Origin of the sequence: Veillonella intestinalis, from assembly GCF_943193155.1 — a bacterium.
GTDB classification, from domain to species: Bacteria; Bacillota; Negativicutes; order Veillonellales; family Veillonellaceae; genus Veillonella_A; species Veillonella_A intestinalis.
The window spans coordinates 109522-127229 of record NZ_CALPDB010000006.1 but is presented as its reverse complement, the minus strand read 5'-3'; the positions used below and the strand labels follow the sequence as shown (position 1 = coordinate 127229).

The 17708-nt window shown below is 40.2% G+C and carries 16 protein-coding genes; 13 read left to right on the top strand and 3 right to left on the bottom strand.

The features are described from left to right. The first annotated feature begins 31 nt into the window (after positions 1 to 31). The 9 genes from hemE (at position 32) to NFR44_RS08290 (ending at position 11402) form a co-directional block, all read left to right on the top strand. Positions 32 to 1060 (top strand): uroporphyrinogen decarboxylase, encoded by a 1029-nt coding sequence (gene hemE / locus NFR44_RS08330; RefSeq protein ID WP_251443625.1) that lies wholly within the window; start codon positions 32 to 34, stop codon positions 1058 to 1060. Beyond that, entirely contained in the window at positions 1041 to 1994 is a 954-nt protein-coding gene (hemH, locus tag NFR44_RS08325; RefSeq protein WP_251443622.1) for a ferrochelatase, read from the top strand. Before hemE ends, hemH begins: the two co-directional genes overlap by 20 nt. Next, on the top strand, positions 1991 to 3364 hold the full coding sequence (gene hemG, locus NFR44_RS08320; protein ID WP_251443619.1) for a protoporphyrinogen oxidase: 1374 nt from the start codon (positions 1991 to 1993) through the stop codon (positions 3362 to 3364). Before hemH ends, hemG begins: the two co-directional genes overlap by 4 nt. A 46-nt stretch (positions 3365 to 3410) precedes the next feature. Next, complete coding sequence (gene hemQ, locus NFR44_RS08315; RefSeq protein ID WP_251443615.1) at positions 3411 to 4202, top strand: hydrogen peroxide-dependent heme synthase; 792 nt, start codon at positions 3411 to 3413, stop codon at positions 4200 to 4202. 77 nt (positions 4203 to 4279) lie between these two features. After that, positions 4280 to 5392, top strand: coding sequence for an AI-2E family transporter (locus NFR44_RS08310; RefSeq protein ID WP_251443612.1), 1113 nt, complete (start codon positions 4280 to 4282; stop codon positions 5390 to 5392). A gap of 92 nt (positions 5393 to 5484) precedes the next feature. After that, positions 5485 to 6111 carry a PepSY domain-containing protein gene (locus NFR44_RS08305; RefSeq protein WP_251443610.1) on the top strand — a complete coding sequence of 209 codons (627 nt, stop codon included), beginning with the start codon at positions 5485 to 5487 and terminating at the stop codon, positions 6109 to 6111. A 145-nt stretch (positions 6112 to 6256) separates the two neighbouring features. Beyond that, positions 6257 to 9940 carry a thiol reductant ABC exporter subunit CydD gene (cydD, locus tag NFR44_RS08300; RefSeq protein WP_251443607.1) on the top strand — a complete coding sequence of 1228 codons (3684 nt, stop codon included), beginning with the start codon at positions 6257 to 6259 and terminating at the stop codon, positions 9938 to 9940. 77 nt (positions 9941 to 10017) lie between these two features. Continuing rightward, a complete protein-coding gene (locus tag NFR44_RS08295) occupies positions 10018 to 11202 on the top strand; it encodes a hypothetical protein (protein ID WP_251443604.1) in 1185 nt (394 codons plus the stop codon). 50 nt (positions 11203 to 11252) lie between these two features. After that, positions 11253 to 11402 (top strand): YvrJ family protein, encoded by a 150-nt coding sequence (locus NFR44_RS08290; protein WP_251443601.1) that lies wholly within the window; start codon positions 11253 to 11255, stop codon positions 11400 to 11402. Between the two features lie 64 nt (positions 11403 to 11466). Here the strand turns inward: NFR44_RS08290 and NFR44_RS08285 are convergent, their stop codons facing one another. The 3 genes from NFR44_RS08285 to NFR44_RS08275 form a co-directional block, all read right to left on the bottom strand. Next, positions 11467 to 11988 (bottom strand): DUF805 domain-containing protein, encoded by a 522-nt coding sequence (locus NFR44_RS08285; protein WP_251443598.1) that lies wholly within the window; start codon positions 11986 to 11988, stop codon positions 11467 to 11469. A gap of 237 nt (positions 11989 to 12225) precedes the next feature. Beyond that, positions 12226 to 12738, bottom strand: coding sequence for an ECF transporter S component (locus tag NFR44_RS08280; protein WP_251443595.1), 513 nt, complete (start codon positions 12736 to 12738; stop codon positions 12226 to 12228). A gap of 23 nt (positions 12739 to 12761) precedes the next feature. Beyond that, positions 12762 to 13601, bottom strand: coding sequence for a pyridoxamine kinase (locus NFR44_RS08275; RefSeq protein ID WP_251443592.1), 840 nt, complete (start codon positions 13599 to 13601; stop codon positions 12762 to 12764). Between the two features lie 259 nt (positions 13602 to 13860). Here NFR44_RS08275 and NFR44_RS08270 point away from each other — a divergent pair, with 259 nt between their 5' ends. Genes NFR44_RS08270 through NFR44_RS08255 form a run of 4 tightly spaced genes read left to right on the top strand, consistent with a single transcriptional unit; the run spans position 13861 to position 17673 of the window. Further along, positions 13861 to 14793, top strand: a complete 933-nt coding sequence (locus NFR44_RS08270) for an ABC transporter permease (RefSeq protein WP_251443993.1) — start codon at positions 13861 to 13863, stop codon at positions 14791 to 14793. After that, positions 14790 to 15695: an ABC transporter permease gene (locus NFR44_RS08265; protein ID WP_251443589.1), complete on the top strand. Its 906-nt coding sequence runs from the start codon at positions 14790 to 14792 to the stop codon at positions 15693 to 15695. The genes NFR44_RS08270 and NFR44_RS08265 overlap by 4 nt, the downstream gene beginning before the upstream one ends. Beyond that, a complete protein-coding gene (locus NFR44_RS08260; RefSeq protein WP_251443586.1) occupies positions 15692 to 16717 on the top strand; it encodes an ABC transporter ATP-binding protein in 1026 nt (341 codons plus the stop codon). The genes NFR44_RS08265 and NFR44_RS08260 overlap by 4 nt, the downstream gene beginning before the upstream one ends. After that, positions 16714 to 17673, top strand: coding sequence for an ABC transporter ATP-binding protein (locus NFR44_RS08255; protein ID WP_251443583.1), 960 nt, complete (start codon positions 16714 to 16716; stop codon positions 17671 to 17673). Before NFR44_RS08260 ends, NFR44_RS08255 begins: the two co-directional genes overlap by 4 nt. Positions 17674 to 17708 lie beyond the last annotated feature (35 nt).

Below are 17708 nucleotides of genomic sequence, written 5' to 3'. Positions count from 1 at the left end.
TACTTAGAACTAGTAGAAAGAAGACTATCTCATGAATATGACATATTTAAAAACAATCCACGGGGAAGAAACAACTCATTGCCCTGTATGGTTTATGCGACAAGCTGGTCGCAGTCAAGCTGAATATCGCCGTATTAAGGAAAAATACTCCTTGTTCGAGATTACCCAACAACCGGAATTATGTGCTTATATTACACGCTTACCGGTAGAAGAATATGATGTAGATGCCGCTATTTTATACAAAGATATTATGACTCCATTGGTGCCTATTGGAGTTGATGTAGAATTAAAAGCTGGCATTGGTCCTGTAATTGGCAACCCGATTCGTACTGCTGAAGATATTGAAGCTTTGCAGGAATTAAATGTGGCAGCTTCATTGCCGCATGTAGTAGAAACAATTCGCATTTTGACACAAGAGCAATTAGAAGTGCCACTTATTGGATTTGGTGGCGCTCCCTTTACGTTAGCCAGTTATATGCTAGAAGGTGGTCCTTCTAAAACGTATCAAAAAACACGACAAATGTTAGTGGCTCGTCCTGATTTATGGGATGCGTTGATGGCTAAATTAACGGCCATGAGTATTGTTTATTTAGGGGCACAGATTGAAGCAGGTGCGAGTGCTGTACAAATTTTTGATTCTTGGGTTGGCGCTGTAAGTGCTAGTGAATATGCCACTCGAATTTATCCATTTATGGAAGAGTTGATTGCCTCATTAAAAGCTAAATATCCGACAACGCCGATTACTATGTTTGGGGTAGGTACATATCATTTATTACCTCAATGGCGAACATTGCCTGTCGACGTAATTGGTCTTGATTGGCGTTGTTCCATTGAAGAAGCGCAGGCTATGGGTATTACACAGGCTGTACAAGGTAATCTAGATCCGGCCTATTTATTTGCTGATTGGCCGATTATTCAGCGTGAAATTGATTGCATTTTAGCAGCTGGTAAGGCTCATGGTAAGCACATTTTCAATCTAGGCCATGGGGTGGTACCAGAAGCGAATCCGGAAGTGCTCAAACGGATTGTAACGTATGTGCATGAAGTATCGAGTTGCTAACGGGGGCGAGATGAAACAAAAGATAGGTTTATTAGTGATGGCGTATGGTACGCCCGAAACAGAAGCGGATTTAATGCCGTATTATACAAGTATTCGTCGAGGTTATGCCCCGACGGAGGCTGAGGTAGCCGTTTTAAAAAGCCGTTATGAGGCTATTGGAGGCTTGTCACCATTAGCAGCTATTACAAAGGGACAAGCGGAGTTATTAGCAAAACAGCTCAATGAAACAAGTGAAACTGTAGAGTACGAATTATTTATTGGTCATAAGCATATGGCACCATTTATTGAAGATGCTGTATCTGCTATGGGTGAGGCTGGTTTGACGGAGGCAGTTGCCATTGTTATGGCTCCGTATTTCTCCATGTTTGCTACAGCTTCATATTTTGAACGGGCTAAACGTCGAGCAGCTCGCTATGGTCTATCTATTGGTGAGGTAACGGCTTGGAATGAGGAGCCCGAATTCTTAGTGTACTGGAGCAAGGCTTTAGCTCAGACATTGGCTAAGGTGAAGGCGCAGCATGTGGCGGTTATTTTTACAGCGCATAGCTTGCCTTATCATGTAATTCATATGGGGGATACATATCCTCAAATGGTAGAGGCTACGGCTCAACGTATTGCTGAACAAGTGGGGCTTACGAAGTATGAGATGGCTTGGCAAAGTGCAGGTGTGCGTGGTGACTGGTTAACGCCTGATGTAATGGAAGTGACACGAAAAGTAGCACAAGAAGCTGACGCTATTGTGTATGTGCCTATAGGTTTTGTATGTGATCATTTAGAGATACTCTATGATAATGATATAGCGTGTAAGGCGCTTTGTGATGAATTAAATGTGTCCTATTGGCGTGTGTCCATGCCAAATACAGATGAAACCTTTGTAAAGGCTATGGCACAGGCAGTGCGACATTTACCGATAAAAGACGAGGTGAAAGAATGAGTCGAGTAGCTGTGATTGGTGGCGGTTTGACAGGGCTAAGTGCAGCCTATTATTTAAGTCAAGCCAAACCAGACTGGCAAATTGATGTATTTGAAGAAGATAACCGCTTTGGTGGTAAAATAAAGACAAAACGTGTAGACGGTTATGTTGTAGAAGTAGGGCCTGACTCCTATTTAGCGCGTAAGCAAGCGATGACTGACTTAATTAATGAATTAGGTCTAGGTGATACGATTGTAACAAATGCGACTGGTCAGGCATTTATTTATGACCGTGGCGCTATGTATCCTTTGCCTGGTGGTGCTATTGTGGGCATTCCTACAGAATTTGTACCCTTTGCTAAGTCGACCTTGTTATCCTGGCCTGGTAAAATTCGGGCTATGCAAGACTTTTTCAAAAGCCCATACCCTACGGATGGGGATGTGTCCATTGGTGATTTTTTCAAATACCATTTGGGCCAAGAGATGATGGATAAATTGATAGAGCCTCTGTTATCAGGTATTTATGGGGGCGATATTTATGAACTTAGCCTAGATGCTACTTTTCCAGAGTTTCATAGCTTAGAGCGAAAACATGGGAATATGGTTAAAGGTATGCTGGCTGCGCGTAAGCAACGGGCGAATAGTCATATTAAACCGAGTGGTCAATTCCGTCAACTCACAGGAGGCTTAGAATCTATTATTGATGCCTTAGTTGGGCAAATGCCAGCTAATGTTACGCTTCATAAGAGTACGCCTGTGACATCCATTGAAAAGGTATCCCAAGGTTACGTGCTTGGTGGTACGGTTAAAAGTCCATACAATGATGTTATCATTACTACGCCACCACAGAGTTATAAAGCGTGGTTTGCTGAAGATAAACATTTTGAACAGTTAATGAATATGGACTTATCATCTTGTGCAATTGCCGTGATGGGCTTTGATCGTGCTAGCTTTGATGCTCCGCTAGATGGCACGGGCTTTGTAATTACGCGTAAGAGTGAAACGCCGTTAACGGCTTGTACATATATTACCGCTAAATGGCCACAGACAACGCCACAAGATAAAGTTGTATTGCGGGTATTTATGGGTAAGCCTGGTGATGATACAGTACAACGTCTTGATGAGGAGGCTCTTAAAGAATTAGCTATCCGTGAAATCCAGCGTATTATGAAATTTAAAGCAACGCCGATTTGGGTGGAATTAACACGACTTAATAAAAGTATGCCACAATATAAGGTGGGACATCGTGAATTGGTAGGGCGTTTAAAAGATTATGCGGCTAAAGCCTATCCAGGGTTACATATGATTGGTACTCCTTTTGATGGAGTGGGCATGCCTGATGGCGTGCGTCAAGCTCAGGAATTAGTACAGCATATGGTTAATGAACGTTAATTTGTAATAAAATATAAAAATAGATATGTTTAAGGAGGAATTTATAATGAGTGAACAACATATGGGCCATCCAGGTCACGTTGGACATAGTGATGCTGCAAGTGTTGATGAAAAAGCGGTTCTTACTTATGAAGGCTGGTTTAGTATTCATGCAACATATAAAATTAATTTTGAAAAATGGCAGTCCTGGGATACTGAACGCCAGATAAAAGCTTTAGCACAGTTTAAAGCCTTTATTGCAGAGTTAGAAGCAGAACATCAAGCGGAAACATCAAGTTATGCTTTATATAATGTAGCCGGTGGTAAAGGGGACATTATGATTTGGTTCTTACAGCCAACTTTAGAAGCTGTAACAGCCAAAGAAATCGCCCTTCGTAAATTGGCAATTGGTGCTGTGTTAGAGCCAACCGCTTCCTTTGTGTCGGTTATTGAAGTAAGCAATTATATGAGAACGGATATTAATCATCCAAAAGTGCAGGCTCGTTTATATCCACATATTCCTCGCTTACAATATATGTGCTTCTATCCTATGAGTAAACGACGTAATTTAGAGGATAACTGGTATATGACTGATCGTGCTGAACGTGGTCGTATGATGCGTTCCCATGGCCAAATTGGTAAGAAGTACGAAGAAACGATTAAAGAATTTACAACGGGGGCTTGCGGTCTTGACGATTGGGAATGGGGTATTACCCTTATGTCTGATGATGCAGTACAGTTTAAGAAAATTGTTAATGAAATGCGTTTTGATGAAGTAAGTGCTCGTTTTGGTTTGTTTGGTCCATTTACAGTAGGGACTATATTAGATGAAGCGGGTTTAGACGCACTATTTGCATAATTCAATGCTAGTTATGTTTACTGATATGAAGTCGAGTGTTTAACAATACAATATAATAAGTGTAAGGAAAGAGGCGTATGAATTTTTTTAAAGAGTATAAGTCGATTATAGGCTTAATTATACTTAGTGGTTTAGTTTTATTATTTACAATCAAATTTGACTCTGTATTGGAATCCTTCCGTATGGCGATGAATGCGATTATGCCGCTTATCTGGGGAGTTCTAATTGCGTTTATCTTAAATATTATTGTAAAACGATTTGAGCGTATTTATTTCCCTACGAAAGTGAGTGGTTGGCAACATGCCACAAGACGGCCGGTATGCGTAGTTTTAGCCATTTTAGCAGTATTGTTAGCTATTTTCCTCGTAGGTCGTATGGCGATTCCACAGCTAGTTCATTCGTTAGGGATTATCGTACAGGCTTTGCCAGATTTGTATAAAGAATCGTCTAAATGGGTAAATCAGTTTATTAATAATACACCATATTTATCAACGGCTGATGTGATGAATTCCATTTCAACCGAGAATATTGTAGAACAATTGCGACAAATTGGGGCTGATAGTGGACGATATATTGTGCAGACTATGAGCGATGCCTTTGAAATGGTGTTTAACTTAGTCATTGGTCTTATTTTTGCAATTTATGTATTGTTGGATAAAGAAGCCTTACGCCGTCAGTTTGGACGATTAGCGCGCGCTTATGGTAAAGAAAAACATATACGTGGGGTTGTTCATGTATGGCGTGTAGCTAGCCAAGTATTTAGTAGCTTCTTTGTAGGACAATTTCTAGATGCGGTTATTCTTGGTGTCATGGTGGGGATTGGCTTATGGTGTCTTTCCGTACCATATGCTATGACCATTGGCTGCGTTATTGGTTTAACCGCATTAATACCTTTATTAGGTGCTTATATAGGCGGATTTATGGGACTCGTTATGCTGTTATCCGTAAGTATGATGGATGCATTAATCTTTATTATTGTTCTTGTGGTTATGCAACAAATTGAAGGTAATGTTATTTATCCCCGTTTGGTTGGTGGTTCTGTAGGGCTTCCAGGTATTTGGGTATTTGCAGCGATTACAATTGGTGGCACTTTATATGGTGTACCAGGTATTTTATTAAGTGTGCCATTGGCAGCAACTATTTACAAATTGCTTAAAGAAGATGTAGATAAACGTTTGGAAGAGGCATAAAATTTAAACTTAGATTCAAAATTGAGTTTTCATAAGTCTCTATGGTATACTTAAAGAATAACAACGTATACATATGTCCAGGAGGTTAGTATATGAAAAAGAAATCTTTCGCTAGCGTGCTAGCTTGCGCATTTGCTGTAGGCATAGCGTCTATAGCAGTACCACAACCAGTGGCAGCGGCGGATATGAATCCTACAATAATTGTTGAAGGTCCGAATCAGTCTATGATTTTGACAATGCGCCAAGTGGCAGGAATCTTTCTAGCAAAATATCCAAATTCGGCAGTTCATTCTATTGCTTTGAAACCAGATCGTGGCCGTTTTGCTTATGAAGTAACTGGCTATACATTAAAAAATACGTATAAAATTTCCGTAGATGTTATTACTTCTAAAATATTAAAAGAAGAAGTTGATGGCAAAGAAAAAGATATTCCAAATAAAGTATTCAATCCATTGAACGTGATTGAACCTAAGAAAGCTGAAGCCGTAGCTGTTGCTAATATTGGTGGCGATGCGCTTAGCAAAGGTTGGAAACTTGAAGCTGAAGAAGGCAATGTTAAATATGAAGTGACAATTTATCATACAGATGATAAATTAGGCCTTGTCCAGCAAGATGTATTGATTAATGCATCCACTGGTGATGTTATTACGAAAACATTACCTAAAAAAGTTGAAATTCCTGATGAAGATGATGACGGCTTTGTGCTTTGGGGCGATTAATTAGGAATTAATTGCTAATAAACTGCTAATGAGCAGTGATTAATGACATAATGAGTTTGTGTATTATAAATGATACGCATTATGTAAGAGTTAGGAAATGCACATCGTAACATGTGCATTTCCTTTTTTATAGTAGGAGGCTTCTGTGATAGTCAAAACCGCTCGTGAAGAGTTACTTCGGTTTAAGGGAAAGGCTATAGGTTTAGGGATTTTTAGTTTGCTAGGAACATTGGGCATTGTAGGGCAAGCCTGGTTCTTTGCAGTATTGATTGAAAAAACGTTTTTTGAAGGTCAGTCGCTCGAGGCTGTGTGGGGAACAATCCTTTGTCTTATTGGTGCTATTATAGTACGGATGGTTGCCACGTATTGCCAAGAACGGACCGCAGGGCATTTAGCTGTTTTGGCTAAGCAAGATTTACGACAAAAAATATGGTATCATTTATTAGATTTGGGGCCTTTTACTGGCGAACGACATGGTGATGTGGTCCATTTAATGACCGATGGCTTAGAAAATGTAGAGGCTTATATCGCTCGCTATGTACCGCAGATGCTCTACGCTATGATGATACCTTTGGTCATGGCGATTGCTATCATTGATGCTGCGCCTTGGGTTGCTATTATTTTATTAATTACATTTCCATTAATCCCTTTCTTTATGATTTTGATTGGCAAAAAAGCTGAATCTATGAATAAGGAACAATGGGAGCGCATGAGCTTTTTAAGCGGCCATTTCCTTGATGTGCTTCAAGGGATTGCTACACTTAAGTTATTTGGCCGTTCGGAAGAACAAGTAGAGGTTATTGCTCGTTTATCAGCCGAATTTAGAGACTCTACGCTACGCGTGTTGCGGGTGGCTTTTTTGTCGGCTTTAGTTCTTGAATTAGTTAGCACAATTAGTACGGCCCTTATTGCTGTCTATATGGGGATGGCCTTATTGTATGGACATGAAACTTTTTTACCAGCTTTCTTTGTCCTTTTATTAGCACCTGAGTTTTATGCACCTTTGCGCCAATTGGGGGCAGCCTTCCATACAGGGATGGCGGGGCAAGTGAGTTTAGCTAAAATTGATGACTTTTTAGCACTGCCTATTGAAGAACCAACTACAGGTTCCTTGCAGCCAGCTACTCATATAGAGTCGATTTCATTTAATAATGTTTCATATGCTTATGGGCAAGGTCATAAGGTAGGGGATTCCGCTCGATCCAATAGTAATATGGCTTGGGCTGTAGAAAATATTAATTTCACGTTGCGTCGTGGTGAAGTGACGATGTTAGTTGGTGGTAGCGGAGCTGGTAAAAGTACATTAGCTCATTTATTATTGCGCCTCATGCAACCAACGGCTGGTGAAATTTTAGTAGATGGCACAAACTTATTGGAGCTAGCAAGTGAGTCATGGCGTGATGCGGTTACTTTTGTACCTCAGCAGCCTCATTTGTTCCGAGGGACTTTGCGTGAAAATATTGCATTTGGGCAAACTGTTTCAGAAGAAGCCATTCAGCAAGCGGTAGTGGCAGCAGAAGCAGAGTCTTTTGTCAATTCATTGCCTCAAGGTCTTGATACATTAATTGGTGAAGGTGGCTTAGGTCTTTCAGGGGGCCAACGGCAGCGTATTGCCATAGCGCGGGCCTTTTTAAAACAATCACCTATTTTGGTGCTTGATGAAGTAACTGCCCATTTGGATGTGGCGACTGAACAAAGTTTGGCTACCGCTTTACAGCGGTTGATGCAAGATAAAATTGTATTACTCATTGGTCATCGTTTGCAAACTATGCGTTGGGCTGATCGTTTATTAGTGCTTAAAGAAGGTGCTTTGGTAGAGCAAGGGCCTTTTGAAACATTAGTGAATAATCAAGGGTATTTTAGTGAATTAGTTAAAGCAGGCCTAGGTGGAGGCATAATTCCTCCTGTTGAAGTAGAGGATACTACTTATGATGAGGCTAGTATAGCTATTACTTCTGGTGAGGCTAGTATAGGGACTACTTCTGGCGATTCCTCAGCAGAGGTTAGCGGCTTTAGTACAGATACTGAAACAAAGAATGCGAAAGTTGAAGTTAATAAAGACATATCTGCGTTTGATTCTTTACGTCGCTTGTTTGCCGTATTAGGGCCAGCACGTAATTCTTTATGGCTAAGCTTACTCTTTTCCTTTTTAACCGTATTTATGAATGTAGGACTTTTAACTACGTCAGCTTGGTTGATAACATCAGCGGCTTTACGCCCTGAATTAGCGGCATTGAGTTTATCCATTGTAGGCGTTCGTTTCTTTGGTATTAGCCGTGCTGTTTGTCGCTATGTAGAACGTTATGTATCGCATCATATGGCATTTCAAGGGCTTTATGGCTTACGTGTATGGTTCTATCAAAAGTTAGAACCATTGATGCCAGCTGCATTAAATCGTCTTGGTTCAGGAGATATCTTGGGACGTATTATGGCAGATATTGAAACTTTGCAATTCTTCTATTTACGTGTCATTATTCCACCAGTAGGGGCTGTTTTATTAACGGCCTTGGGTTTTTATTTTTTGAGTTTCTTTAGCTATTCTTTAGTCTGGTTACTAGCTTTGGCGTTCTTTTTAGGGGCTATAGTTATTCCTTTCTTGGTGTATCGTCATAATCAGATGGCAACGGAAGCTGTATTAGCGCAGCGCAGTACAATTAAAGAAACGATTGTAGAAAGCTTAGCTGGCATTATGGATATTATTACGTACAAGCAAGAAACTCGTGTTACTCAGTTAGTTAGTCAGCAATTTGAGAAACTGACTGCCGCACAAAGTCGAGTTCATAGTGGTACTAATTTAGGCGATACATTATTCCTTGGTCTTACTCAATTTACTATGGTTGCTGGGGCTATTATTATGATTCCTTTGGCTCATGGCAGTCAGCAGACGGGGATTTTTATTGCTGTAGTGGCGATTTCTTTGCAGTCTTACTTTGAAGCTTTAGGGCCATTGACAATTGCTTGGTATCATGGGCGTGAAAGTTTAGCCGCTATGAAACGCTTAGTTCAATTAGCCGAGCAACCACCAGCAGTTGTTGATGTGGCAGCTAGTCATAATTTATCCAAATCAGTAGTTGGTGAAGATGCTAGTGAGAAAGTAGGACGACCAATCGGCATCCGCTTAGACAAGGTGAGTTTTGCTTATGATAGAGAATATGTGTATCGTCACATGTCCCTTCATATTAAGGCGGGGGAAAAAGTCGCCATTGTAGGGCCGAGTGGTTCTGGTAAGACTACTTTATTAACGATGCTAGAACGTTTTTATGAATATGAAGGCCATATTTATTTAAATAATCAAGAATTGCGAGACATGCCGATTGCTACCGCTCGAGCTTGTTATGGCGCTTTAACTCAGGATACCTATTTATTCCATGCTACAGTAGAGGATAATATTCGCTTAGCTAAACCGACAGCTACCGACGAAGAATTGGCGAAAGCACTAGAATTTGCGGCCCTTACACAGTGGGTGACATCTTTACCACAAGGCCTAAAGACTATCATTGGGAGTGGCGGCGCTGGCGTAAGTGGTGGTCAAAGACAGCGTATTGCCTTGGCTCGCTTATGGCTTCGTAATAGTCCTGTATTATTATTGGATGAACCATTGGAAGGTCTTGATCAAGTTGTCCGTCAGGAATTACAGGCTTCCTTATATACTCTTATGAAAGATAAAACGGTGCTTTATATTACGCATCATTTAGGTGGCTTAGAAAAGATGGATCGCATCTTATTTATTGAAGCTGGTCGGGTTGTAGAAGATGGTTCTTATGATGAGTTGATGGCAAAACGAGGTGCTTTTTATGCATACCGTAGACTATCAATGGAAACGGTATAGTTTTAAAAGGTTCAAAAAAAGGACGTTTCATGGTATAATTGGAATGTTAACAATGTGCTAAATCCATAGGAGGCGTTATGAATAATCTAGTCACGCGATTATTGGAGATAGCAGAATCGATGACAGCTAGATCACGCAAGCAGCCAGTTGAAACTGCTACGCCCGTGCCAGTTGAGTCAACGCCGTCGACACCGAGTGAGGTCGATTTATATGATCATCGCATTATTAATGTAGAAGAAGATGCGATCAATCGTATCCTCAAAGCACAATTGCGCAATCATTGGTTGTTTTATTCTGTTACATTTGAATTTGAAGCAAATAATAAAGTGTATCTAGGGATTATTACTACCTTAGGTAACGTAATTACCATAGAATTTACCATTGAAGATTTGTGGTTTGATGATTATGCATCAAGCTTTTCTGTGAAACTTAATATGTCCGATGTCGATATGGGCGGCTTTATTTTAAATACGATTGTTCATTTAATGGGCAATTGGAGTTTAAGCCTTTTAGGTACATTCTTTAATCCGTTTGAAATTGGCGAAGATAGTTCTACAGTTCGTTTTGAAAAGAAGGGGATTATTCGTTTTGATTTAGCCCCAGATAGTCCGATTCGTCGCTTAATTTCTTGGCCTAATCGTTGCCCTGAAGCAAAAGGACCAGCCATTTTAATTAATGCGCGCACAGAGCAGTCTGTTTTACGGTTAGAATATTATGCCTTTCGTGATGAAGTAGAAACTTACAATGTGCCAGAGGTACCCGTCAAAACGAGTTGGGTTCGTTCCATTGATATGGCAGCAGCTTTACTATTGCCTATCGGGGTTTGGATAAGTTTTGTCATCTTACATCACTATTTACCAACAGAAACGATTGAATTTTCTTTTTCAACATACTTCTTAATTTCCTTAGGTATTCTGTGTATTAGTTTTATTGTGATGAACATTCCAAGGTATATTTATATGTACTTTGATTCGCGAAAAAAATGGCAAAGTGTGTTTGTCCATAATAATATTAAGATACAGATGCGTAAACTACAGCGCCGCATTCTAATTCAACAACAAGCTTTGAAAAAGAATGGCAAAGAGGTCGATGAAAAAAGTCAAGCTAGTATTCGTGACTTATTACTTCAAATTCGAGATAAACGCTTTTTGGCACAACGCTTAAAAATTGCTGATGAAGATCGTGATCGTAAACAAAAAATTAAATTTATTATTGCCTATATCGTCTGTACTTTATTAGAATGGATGTTGCTTATTAGGTAATCTTTACAACACCTCCTCACTGGAATGTATAACAGTGAGGAGGTGTTTTTATGGAAGCCATCTTAACAGCTACGGCGAATTATGGATTTCCAATGGTTGTAGCCGCTTATCTACTGATTCGGCTGGAACATAAAATGGATTCTTTAAGTGCGTCTATTAATGAATTAGTGTTTACATTAAAAACTTACGAACGAAGGTAAAAAGAAAGAGCGATAGTCTCACTCGTAATCTATATTGTTTAGCAATAATGATTACTACATAAGACTATCGCTCTTTTTGCATTCGTACACGTTTTTGTGGCCAAATCGCAGGCATTCCATAGCGATTTGGTTTACCACTACCAGGGATAACGAGTAATACAAAATTAACAAGCCAAATAATGACCATAAACGCGGCACTAGTTGATTTTATAGGTAAATAGGGATAGGTAAAGGCGATAAAGATACACCAACAAATCCCGATAATACCATGAAGTGAGAAATCTTGTAAGCGCCGAGCATAGAGTACATAATAGAGGGACAAAATTACAGCATGACCCAAAAAGCTTAATATGCGAACCCCCCAATAGGAAATTAATATAACTACATTGGCCATCATAGTATTGATTAAATTATTAAATAGACTTACTGCAAATGTTAAGGCTATAAGACCTAATAAGAATTGTAGTCGATTAAGTCTACCGTGGAGATATAATATTTGTATATTGTTGACATAGCCCCAGCGTGTAATGGCGAAGGCAATTAGGCCCATTAGAAATGCTTGACCTATATTAAATAAAACATCCATGAAATCTTCCTTTTCTAGTTCTTCAATTTTATTATTATATCATGAGATAGTAGTTGGTGACTAGAAAAAATAAGTAGTAGGTGAAGTTACACGTTAATAAGCATAAGAACGGCTACAATAAAAGATAGAAAAAAGATAGAATAAAAGATAAATTAAAAGTTATAATAAAAGTCAGAATAAAAGAGGCTATCATCAAATGTAGCATAGAATACACATTTGATGACAGCCTTTTTATATCTACTTATGAATGACATTCCGTAGGGCTCTTACTAAGAAGAAGGCCACTAAGATACCTACACCACTAGTTAAGAATGTGGCAGGTAAGCGACTAACTGCAGCGGCAAAACTATTAAGTACATAGTGCCAAGCTACAAAATAGCCCAGTGCAGTCCAAACACTGCCAATTAACATAGCAGCTAGGAGGCGGAGCCAATTAGACTCACGCGCTTTACGAGGATTGGGTCTAAAGCCAACTACTAGATAGCCTACTAATAGCCCTGAAATCCCTTTAATAACAATTGAAAATAGGGTATACGCAGAATGGCCCATAACAAGGTCGAAAAGGCCAGAGCCGATAGCGCCCGCAAGACCACCATAGAGACCGCCAAATAAGGCGGAAATAGTGAAGAGGGCGGCTGAGCCAAGATGAACCATAGCACCCGTAGGTAACGGAATTAATAGAGTGGTAGCTAAGGCACAAAGGGCAGATAGCATACCGATATAAATAACATCACGAATAGAAAATTTCAATGGTTAGACCTCCTTTAGTCTTTTTATTTAATTAAATTGCTTAAACGTCCTAGGAGGCGTTCAAATAATAAACCATCATGCATAGAACCAATAGTTTCATGTGTATATTTTACTGCATCAGTAGTGAAATTAGCGGCAATATTAGCACTTTCTAATGTATCATACCCTTGCATTAAAGCACCCGTTAAGGTGGCTGTAAAGATATCGCCTGTTCCATGTGCTTTGACTGGGACTAAGGTAGTACTCACAAGCTGTAAATCATCTGTTTCTCCATCATATACAGCAACGATAGCTTCTGAGGTATGAGGGACACCTGACATAATAACATGACGTGGTCCTAATTTATGAAGTTCTTTACATAGTTGACGAATTTTTGCTTCATCTACACTTTCTGGCTCATAAGGTTGTCCTAAGAGGAAACTTGCCTCCGTATAGTTTGGCTTAATGATATGAGCATGGGCAATGAGTTTACTCATTTCTTGTACCATGGTGTCATTATATACAGAATATAGTTTGCCATCATCGGCCATGGCAGGATCAACGATGATGAGTTTATCTTTGCCAAAGCGCTTAATCGCTTCAATAACAATATGAATTTGTTCTGGTGAAGCTAAAAAGCCACTTTGGATAGCATCGAAAGTAATATTATTTTTTTCCCAGCAATCCATGAAAGGACGAAGGTGTTCAGAGAAATCGACCATTTCATAATTGGGATATTCCAGATGATTACATAAAAGTGCTGTTGGAAATGGCACTGCTTGAGAACCGAAGGCACTTAAAATTGGCATAGCAACTGTTAAAGAACAACGGCCAATAGAACTCATATCTTGGATTGATAGTACAACTGGAACTGGATTTTGCATATAATAACCCTCTTTTCTTTTGATAGTTTTGCCGGATATGGCGCTTGTTAGTTGATACTTCTCTTTTATGAAATACATTGTAGGAAATTATGTGTCATATGTAAATATACAGAATTTTTATTTATCATAGGACAGATGGAGCTTTGTGTAATAATGTATACAGAACACATGAGCTAGATTTGATATTCAATCATAGGAAATGAGGCAGACTCGTGTATAATAGATATATAAATATTATCAACTAAGGAGAGTGATTGCAGTGGGGACCTATTTACTAAAACGGTTAGTCGGCGCTGTAGTAGTTATGTGGGCCATAATTACTATTACTTTTATGCTTATGCATGCTATACCTGGAGGCCCTTTTACCGAAGAGAAAAAATTGCCACCACAGATTAAGGCCTCGATTGAAGCGACCTATCATCTTAATGACCCAGTGTGGCAACAGTACATCGATTACATGAAACATGTAGTACAGCTTGATTTAGGACCATCGTATAAATATTTAGGCCGCTCAGTTAATGATATTATAGGGGAATCCTTCCCTGTATCGGCTCAACTTGGTTTGGGGGCATTGTTATTTGCTGTAATTGGTGGTGTTACAGCGGGTATTGGCAGTGCGCTGAAACCAAATACTTGGCTAGATTATGTAATCACCTTTGGCTCTACTTTGGGGCTATCAGTACCAACGTTTATCATTGGTGCCTTATTAGTTTATTGGCTAGGGTTTGTATGGCCGATTTTCCCTGTAGCGCTTTGGAAGGGACCAGCTTATACGGTGTTGCCTATTATGACCTTAGGAGCACAGCCTATGGCGTTTATAGCCCGTTTAACTAGAGCAACAATGTTAGATGTATTACAACAAGAATATATTAAAACAGCCCGCGCCAAAGGGTTGTCTAATGGGACTATCATTATAAAACATGCGTTAGGCAATGCTATTTTACCAGTGCTTACTTATTTAGGACCTTTAGCAGCGGCTTTATTAACAGGGAGTTTTATTGTAGAAACAATTTTTGCAATTCCTGGTCTTGGAAAGTATTTTGTAACATCAATTTACAATCGAGATTATACCGTTATCTTAGGGGTCACCATATTTTATAGTGCTCTTGTAGTTGCTTTTAACTTATTAGTCGATTTAGTGTATCCTTTAGTGGATCCACGGGTAACAATGGAAGAGGAGGATACGCCATGAGAGCTGTTGATGATTTTTTACCATTAGCACCGGAAGCGGTGGTGGCTGAAACGACGTATCGTCCACGGCCAAATGGGTGGCAACGTTTAAAAGAAAATAAGTTAGCTTTAGTGGGGCTAGCTATTATTGTATGTATGCTTTGCTTAGCTATTGTAGGGCCTTGGTTATCCCCGTATACATATGCAGATCAAAATTTAGCTCATGCAAATCAGGGTCCATCTAGTGAGCACTGGTTTGGCACAGATACACTAGGCCGTGATTTATATGTACGGGTTGTATATGGCGCGCGCATTTCACTATCTGTTGGCTTTGTGGCGGCCGCTATTAATCTTGTCATTGGTGTAATTTATGGTAGCGTAGCTGGTTTCTTTGGTGGTAAAGTAGACCGTCTGATGATGGGCTTTGTGGATATTTTATATGGCATTCCTCTATTGCTATATGTAATTTTACTGATGGTAGTATTATCGCCAGGGTTAACCTCGATCTTTATTGCATTAGGGATTGCTTACTGGCTCACGATGGCTCGTATTGTACGTAGCCAAATTGTGACCTTAAAGAATGAAGAGTATGTATTAGCGGCTCGCTCTATGGGCGTGCCTGCATGGCGCATTTTATTCCGCCATATGTTGCCAAATTGCGTGGGGCCTATTATTATTACCATGACTTTAGCTATTCCTGAAGCTATTTTTACGGAAGCTTTTTTAAGCTTTATCGGGCTTGGGGTAAACGCACCGATGGCTAGTTGGGGTGTATTGGCCGCAGAAGGTATTAACTCTATGCGTTCATATCCGTTTCAACTCATTGCTCCTGCCGTTGCTATTGGTGTTACTATGTTAGGTTTTACCTTCTTTGGAGATGGCTTGCGTAATGCCTTAGATCCAAAAGGGGAGGTGAAACGATGAGTCAAAGTATGCATGTAACTGAAACTGGAAATGTAAGGGAAAAGAAAAAGGATCCATTAGTATCTTTAGAAAATTTACAAGTTACGTTTCAGACCTTTGCTGGTCCTGTACCCGCTGTTAGAGGCGTTTCCCTCAGCGTTCAGCCCGGTGAAGTAGTGGGCTTGGTGGGAGAGTCTGGTTGTGGAAAATCAGTAACTTTACAGGCTTTGATGGGTTTGTTGCCTAAAGATAGAGTTAATTTAACTGTAGATACTTTGGCGGTAGATGGTCAAGATTGTAAAAATTATAAAGAATCGCAATGGCGTCAATTACGTGGTACTACGGTGGCAATGGTATTTCAGGATCCGATGACAGCATTGAACCCTATTTTGTCAATTGGTACTCAGTTGAAAGAAGCGATTCGTTTAGGGGCAGAGCGGCATAAGCAAACAGTAGGCGATGAAACACAAGAAGCGTTACATTTATTACAAAAGGTAGGCATTGCTGATGCAGCTCGTCGTTTGACACAATATCCTCATGAATTGAGTGGTGGTATGCGCCAGCGTGTAGTGATTGCTATGGCACTAGCTGGTCGTCCTGCTTTATTATTGGCCGATGAGCCAACTACAGCACTTGATGTAACGACAGAGGCGCAAATTTTATTACTTGTAAAAGAATTAGTGAAAACAGAGCATATGGGTTTGCTGGTTATTTCTCATAACTTGCGTGTCATTGCTCAATTATGTGATCGCATGGCTGTTATGTATGCAGGTCAAATTGTGGAAACTGGGACTATAGAAGGACTGTTAAGTAATCCACAACATCCTTATTTACAAGGTTTATTAGGTTCTTTACCAACTAGTGCGACTACCACTTTACAAGCTATTGGGGGGCAACCACCTGATATGTTTAGTGTACCTGCTGGCTGTGCGTTTCACCCTCGGTGTAAGCAGGCCATGCGTATTTGTGCTCGTGAAATTCCAAGTCTTACGGATGGTGTACGTTGTTGGCTTCAAGAGGAGAAAAAGGCGGTGAACGTATGAATATTTGGGAAACAGAGAATTTAACCAAACACTTTATTTTACGGCGTGGCCTTTTGAAACAACAGCGACAAGTAGTGCGAGCTTTAGAAGGGGTGTCTTTGCAACAAGCCCCAGGTGAAACTTTAGGGCTTGTTGGTGAGTCTGGGTGTGGTAAATCCACATTTGGGCGAACGCTTATGGGGCTATATCCTAAGACAGCAGGCCGTTTGACCGTAGCAGGTCGTGAAATTGCCAGTTCTAATGACCAGGCACATGTGCTGAATCATATTCAAATGGTGTTTCAAGATCCGTATGCGTCTTTGAATCCCCGTATGACTGTGCGGCAAAGTTTAATGGAGCCCTTGAATGTGCGCACCGCTGTAGGAACTACTTTAAGTGATGGGGATAAACGAGCTAAGGTAGAGGCGGTGTTAGAGCAGGTGGGCCTTAGTAAGGCTCAGGGCGAACGGTATCCTCATGAATTTAGTGGCGGTCAACGGCAGCGTATTGGCATTGGACGGGCACTGATTAGTTCGCCACAATGTATCATTTGCGATGAGCCAATTTCCGCTTTAGATGTATCTATTCAAGTACAAATTGTATCTTTGTTAGAACGATTACAAGCGGAGCAAGGCATTAGTTATGTATTTATTTCCCATGATTTGAATATGGTGCGTTATGTGAGCCAGCGCATTGCCGTTATGTATTTAGGTAATGTGGTGGAAGAAGGCTCTACTGCGACTGTATATGAAACGCCGCTACATCCTTATACGCAAGCGTTGATTACATTGAATGCTCCGTTGGCGCCACATATGACAATAGGCCCAGTTCTTAGTGGTGAAGTGCCAAGTCCTTTAGCTGAGATTCAGGGCTGTCCATTTGCTTCCCGTTGCCCTGAAAAAATAGGACAATGTGAGGAAGCTAAACCACCATTAGTGGTTCGTGGCTCACAAAAGGTAGCTTGTTGGCGGCGATAGCTAATTGAGTGAAACGTAACATTAGATATTTGTAC

Excerpts from the sequence above, each read along its gene's own strand:
- hemE (WP_251443625.1), top strand. The coding sequence starts at position 32 with ATGAATATGACATATTTAAAAACAATCCACGGGGAAGAAACAACTCAT.
- hemH (WP_251443622.1), top strand. The coding sequence starts at position 1,041 with ATGAAGTATCGAGTTGCTAACGGGGGCGAGATGAAACAAAAGATAGGT.
- hemG (WP_251443619.1), top strand. The coding sequence starts at position 1,991 with ATGAGTCGAGTAGCTGTGATTGGTGGCGGTTTGACAGGGCTAAGTGCA.
- hemQ (WP_251443615.1), top strand. The coding sequence starts at position 3,411 with ATGAGTGAACAACATATGGGCCATCCAGGTCACGTTGGACATAGTGAT.
- NFR44_RS08310 (WP_251443612.1), top strand. The coding sequence starts at position 4,280 with ATGAATTTTTTTAAAGAGTATAAGTCGATTATAGGCTTAATTATACTT.
- NFR44_RS08305 (WP_251443610.1), top strand. The coding sequence starts at position 5,485 with ATGAAAAAGAAATCTTTCGCTAGCGTGCTAGCTTGCGCATTTGCTGTA.
- NFR44_RS08295 (WP_251443604.1), top strand. The coding sequence starts at position 10,018 with ATGAATAATCTAGTCACGCGATTATTGGAGATAGCAGAATCGATGACA.
- NFR44_RS08290 (WP_251443601.1), top strand. The coding sequence starts at position 11,253 with ATGGAAGCCATCTTAACAGCTACGGCGAATTATGGATTTCCAATGGTT.
- NFR44_RS08285 (WP_251443598.1), bottom strand. The coding sequence starts at position 11,988 with ATGGATGTTTTATTTAATATAGGTCAAGCATTTCTAATGGGCCTAATT.
- NFR44_RS08275 (WP_251443592.1), bottom strand. The coding sequence starts at position 13,601 with ATGCAAAATCCAGTTCCAGTTGTACTATCAATCCAAGATATGAGTTCT.
- NFR44_RS08265 (WP_251443589.1), top strand. The coding sequence starts at position 14,790 with ATGAGAGCTGTTGATGATTTTTTACCATTAGCACCGGAAGCGGTGGTG.
- NFR44_RS08260 (WP_251443586.1), top strand. The coding sequence starts at position 15,692 with ATGAGTCAAAGTATGCATGTAACTGAAACTGGAAATGTAAGGGAAAAG.
- NFR44_RS08255 (WP_251443583.1), top strand. The coding sequence starts at position 16,714 with ATGAATATTTGGGAAACAGAGAATTTAACCAAACACTTTATTTTACGG.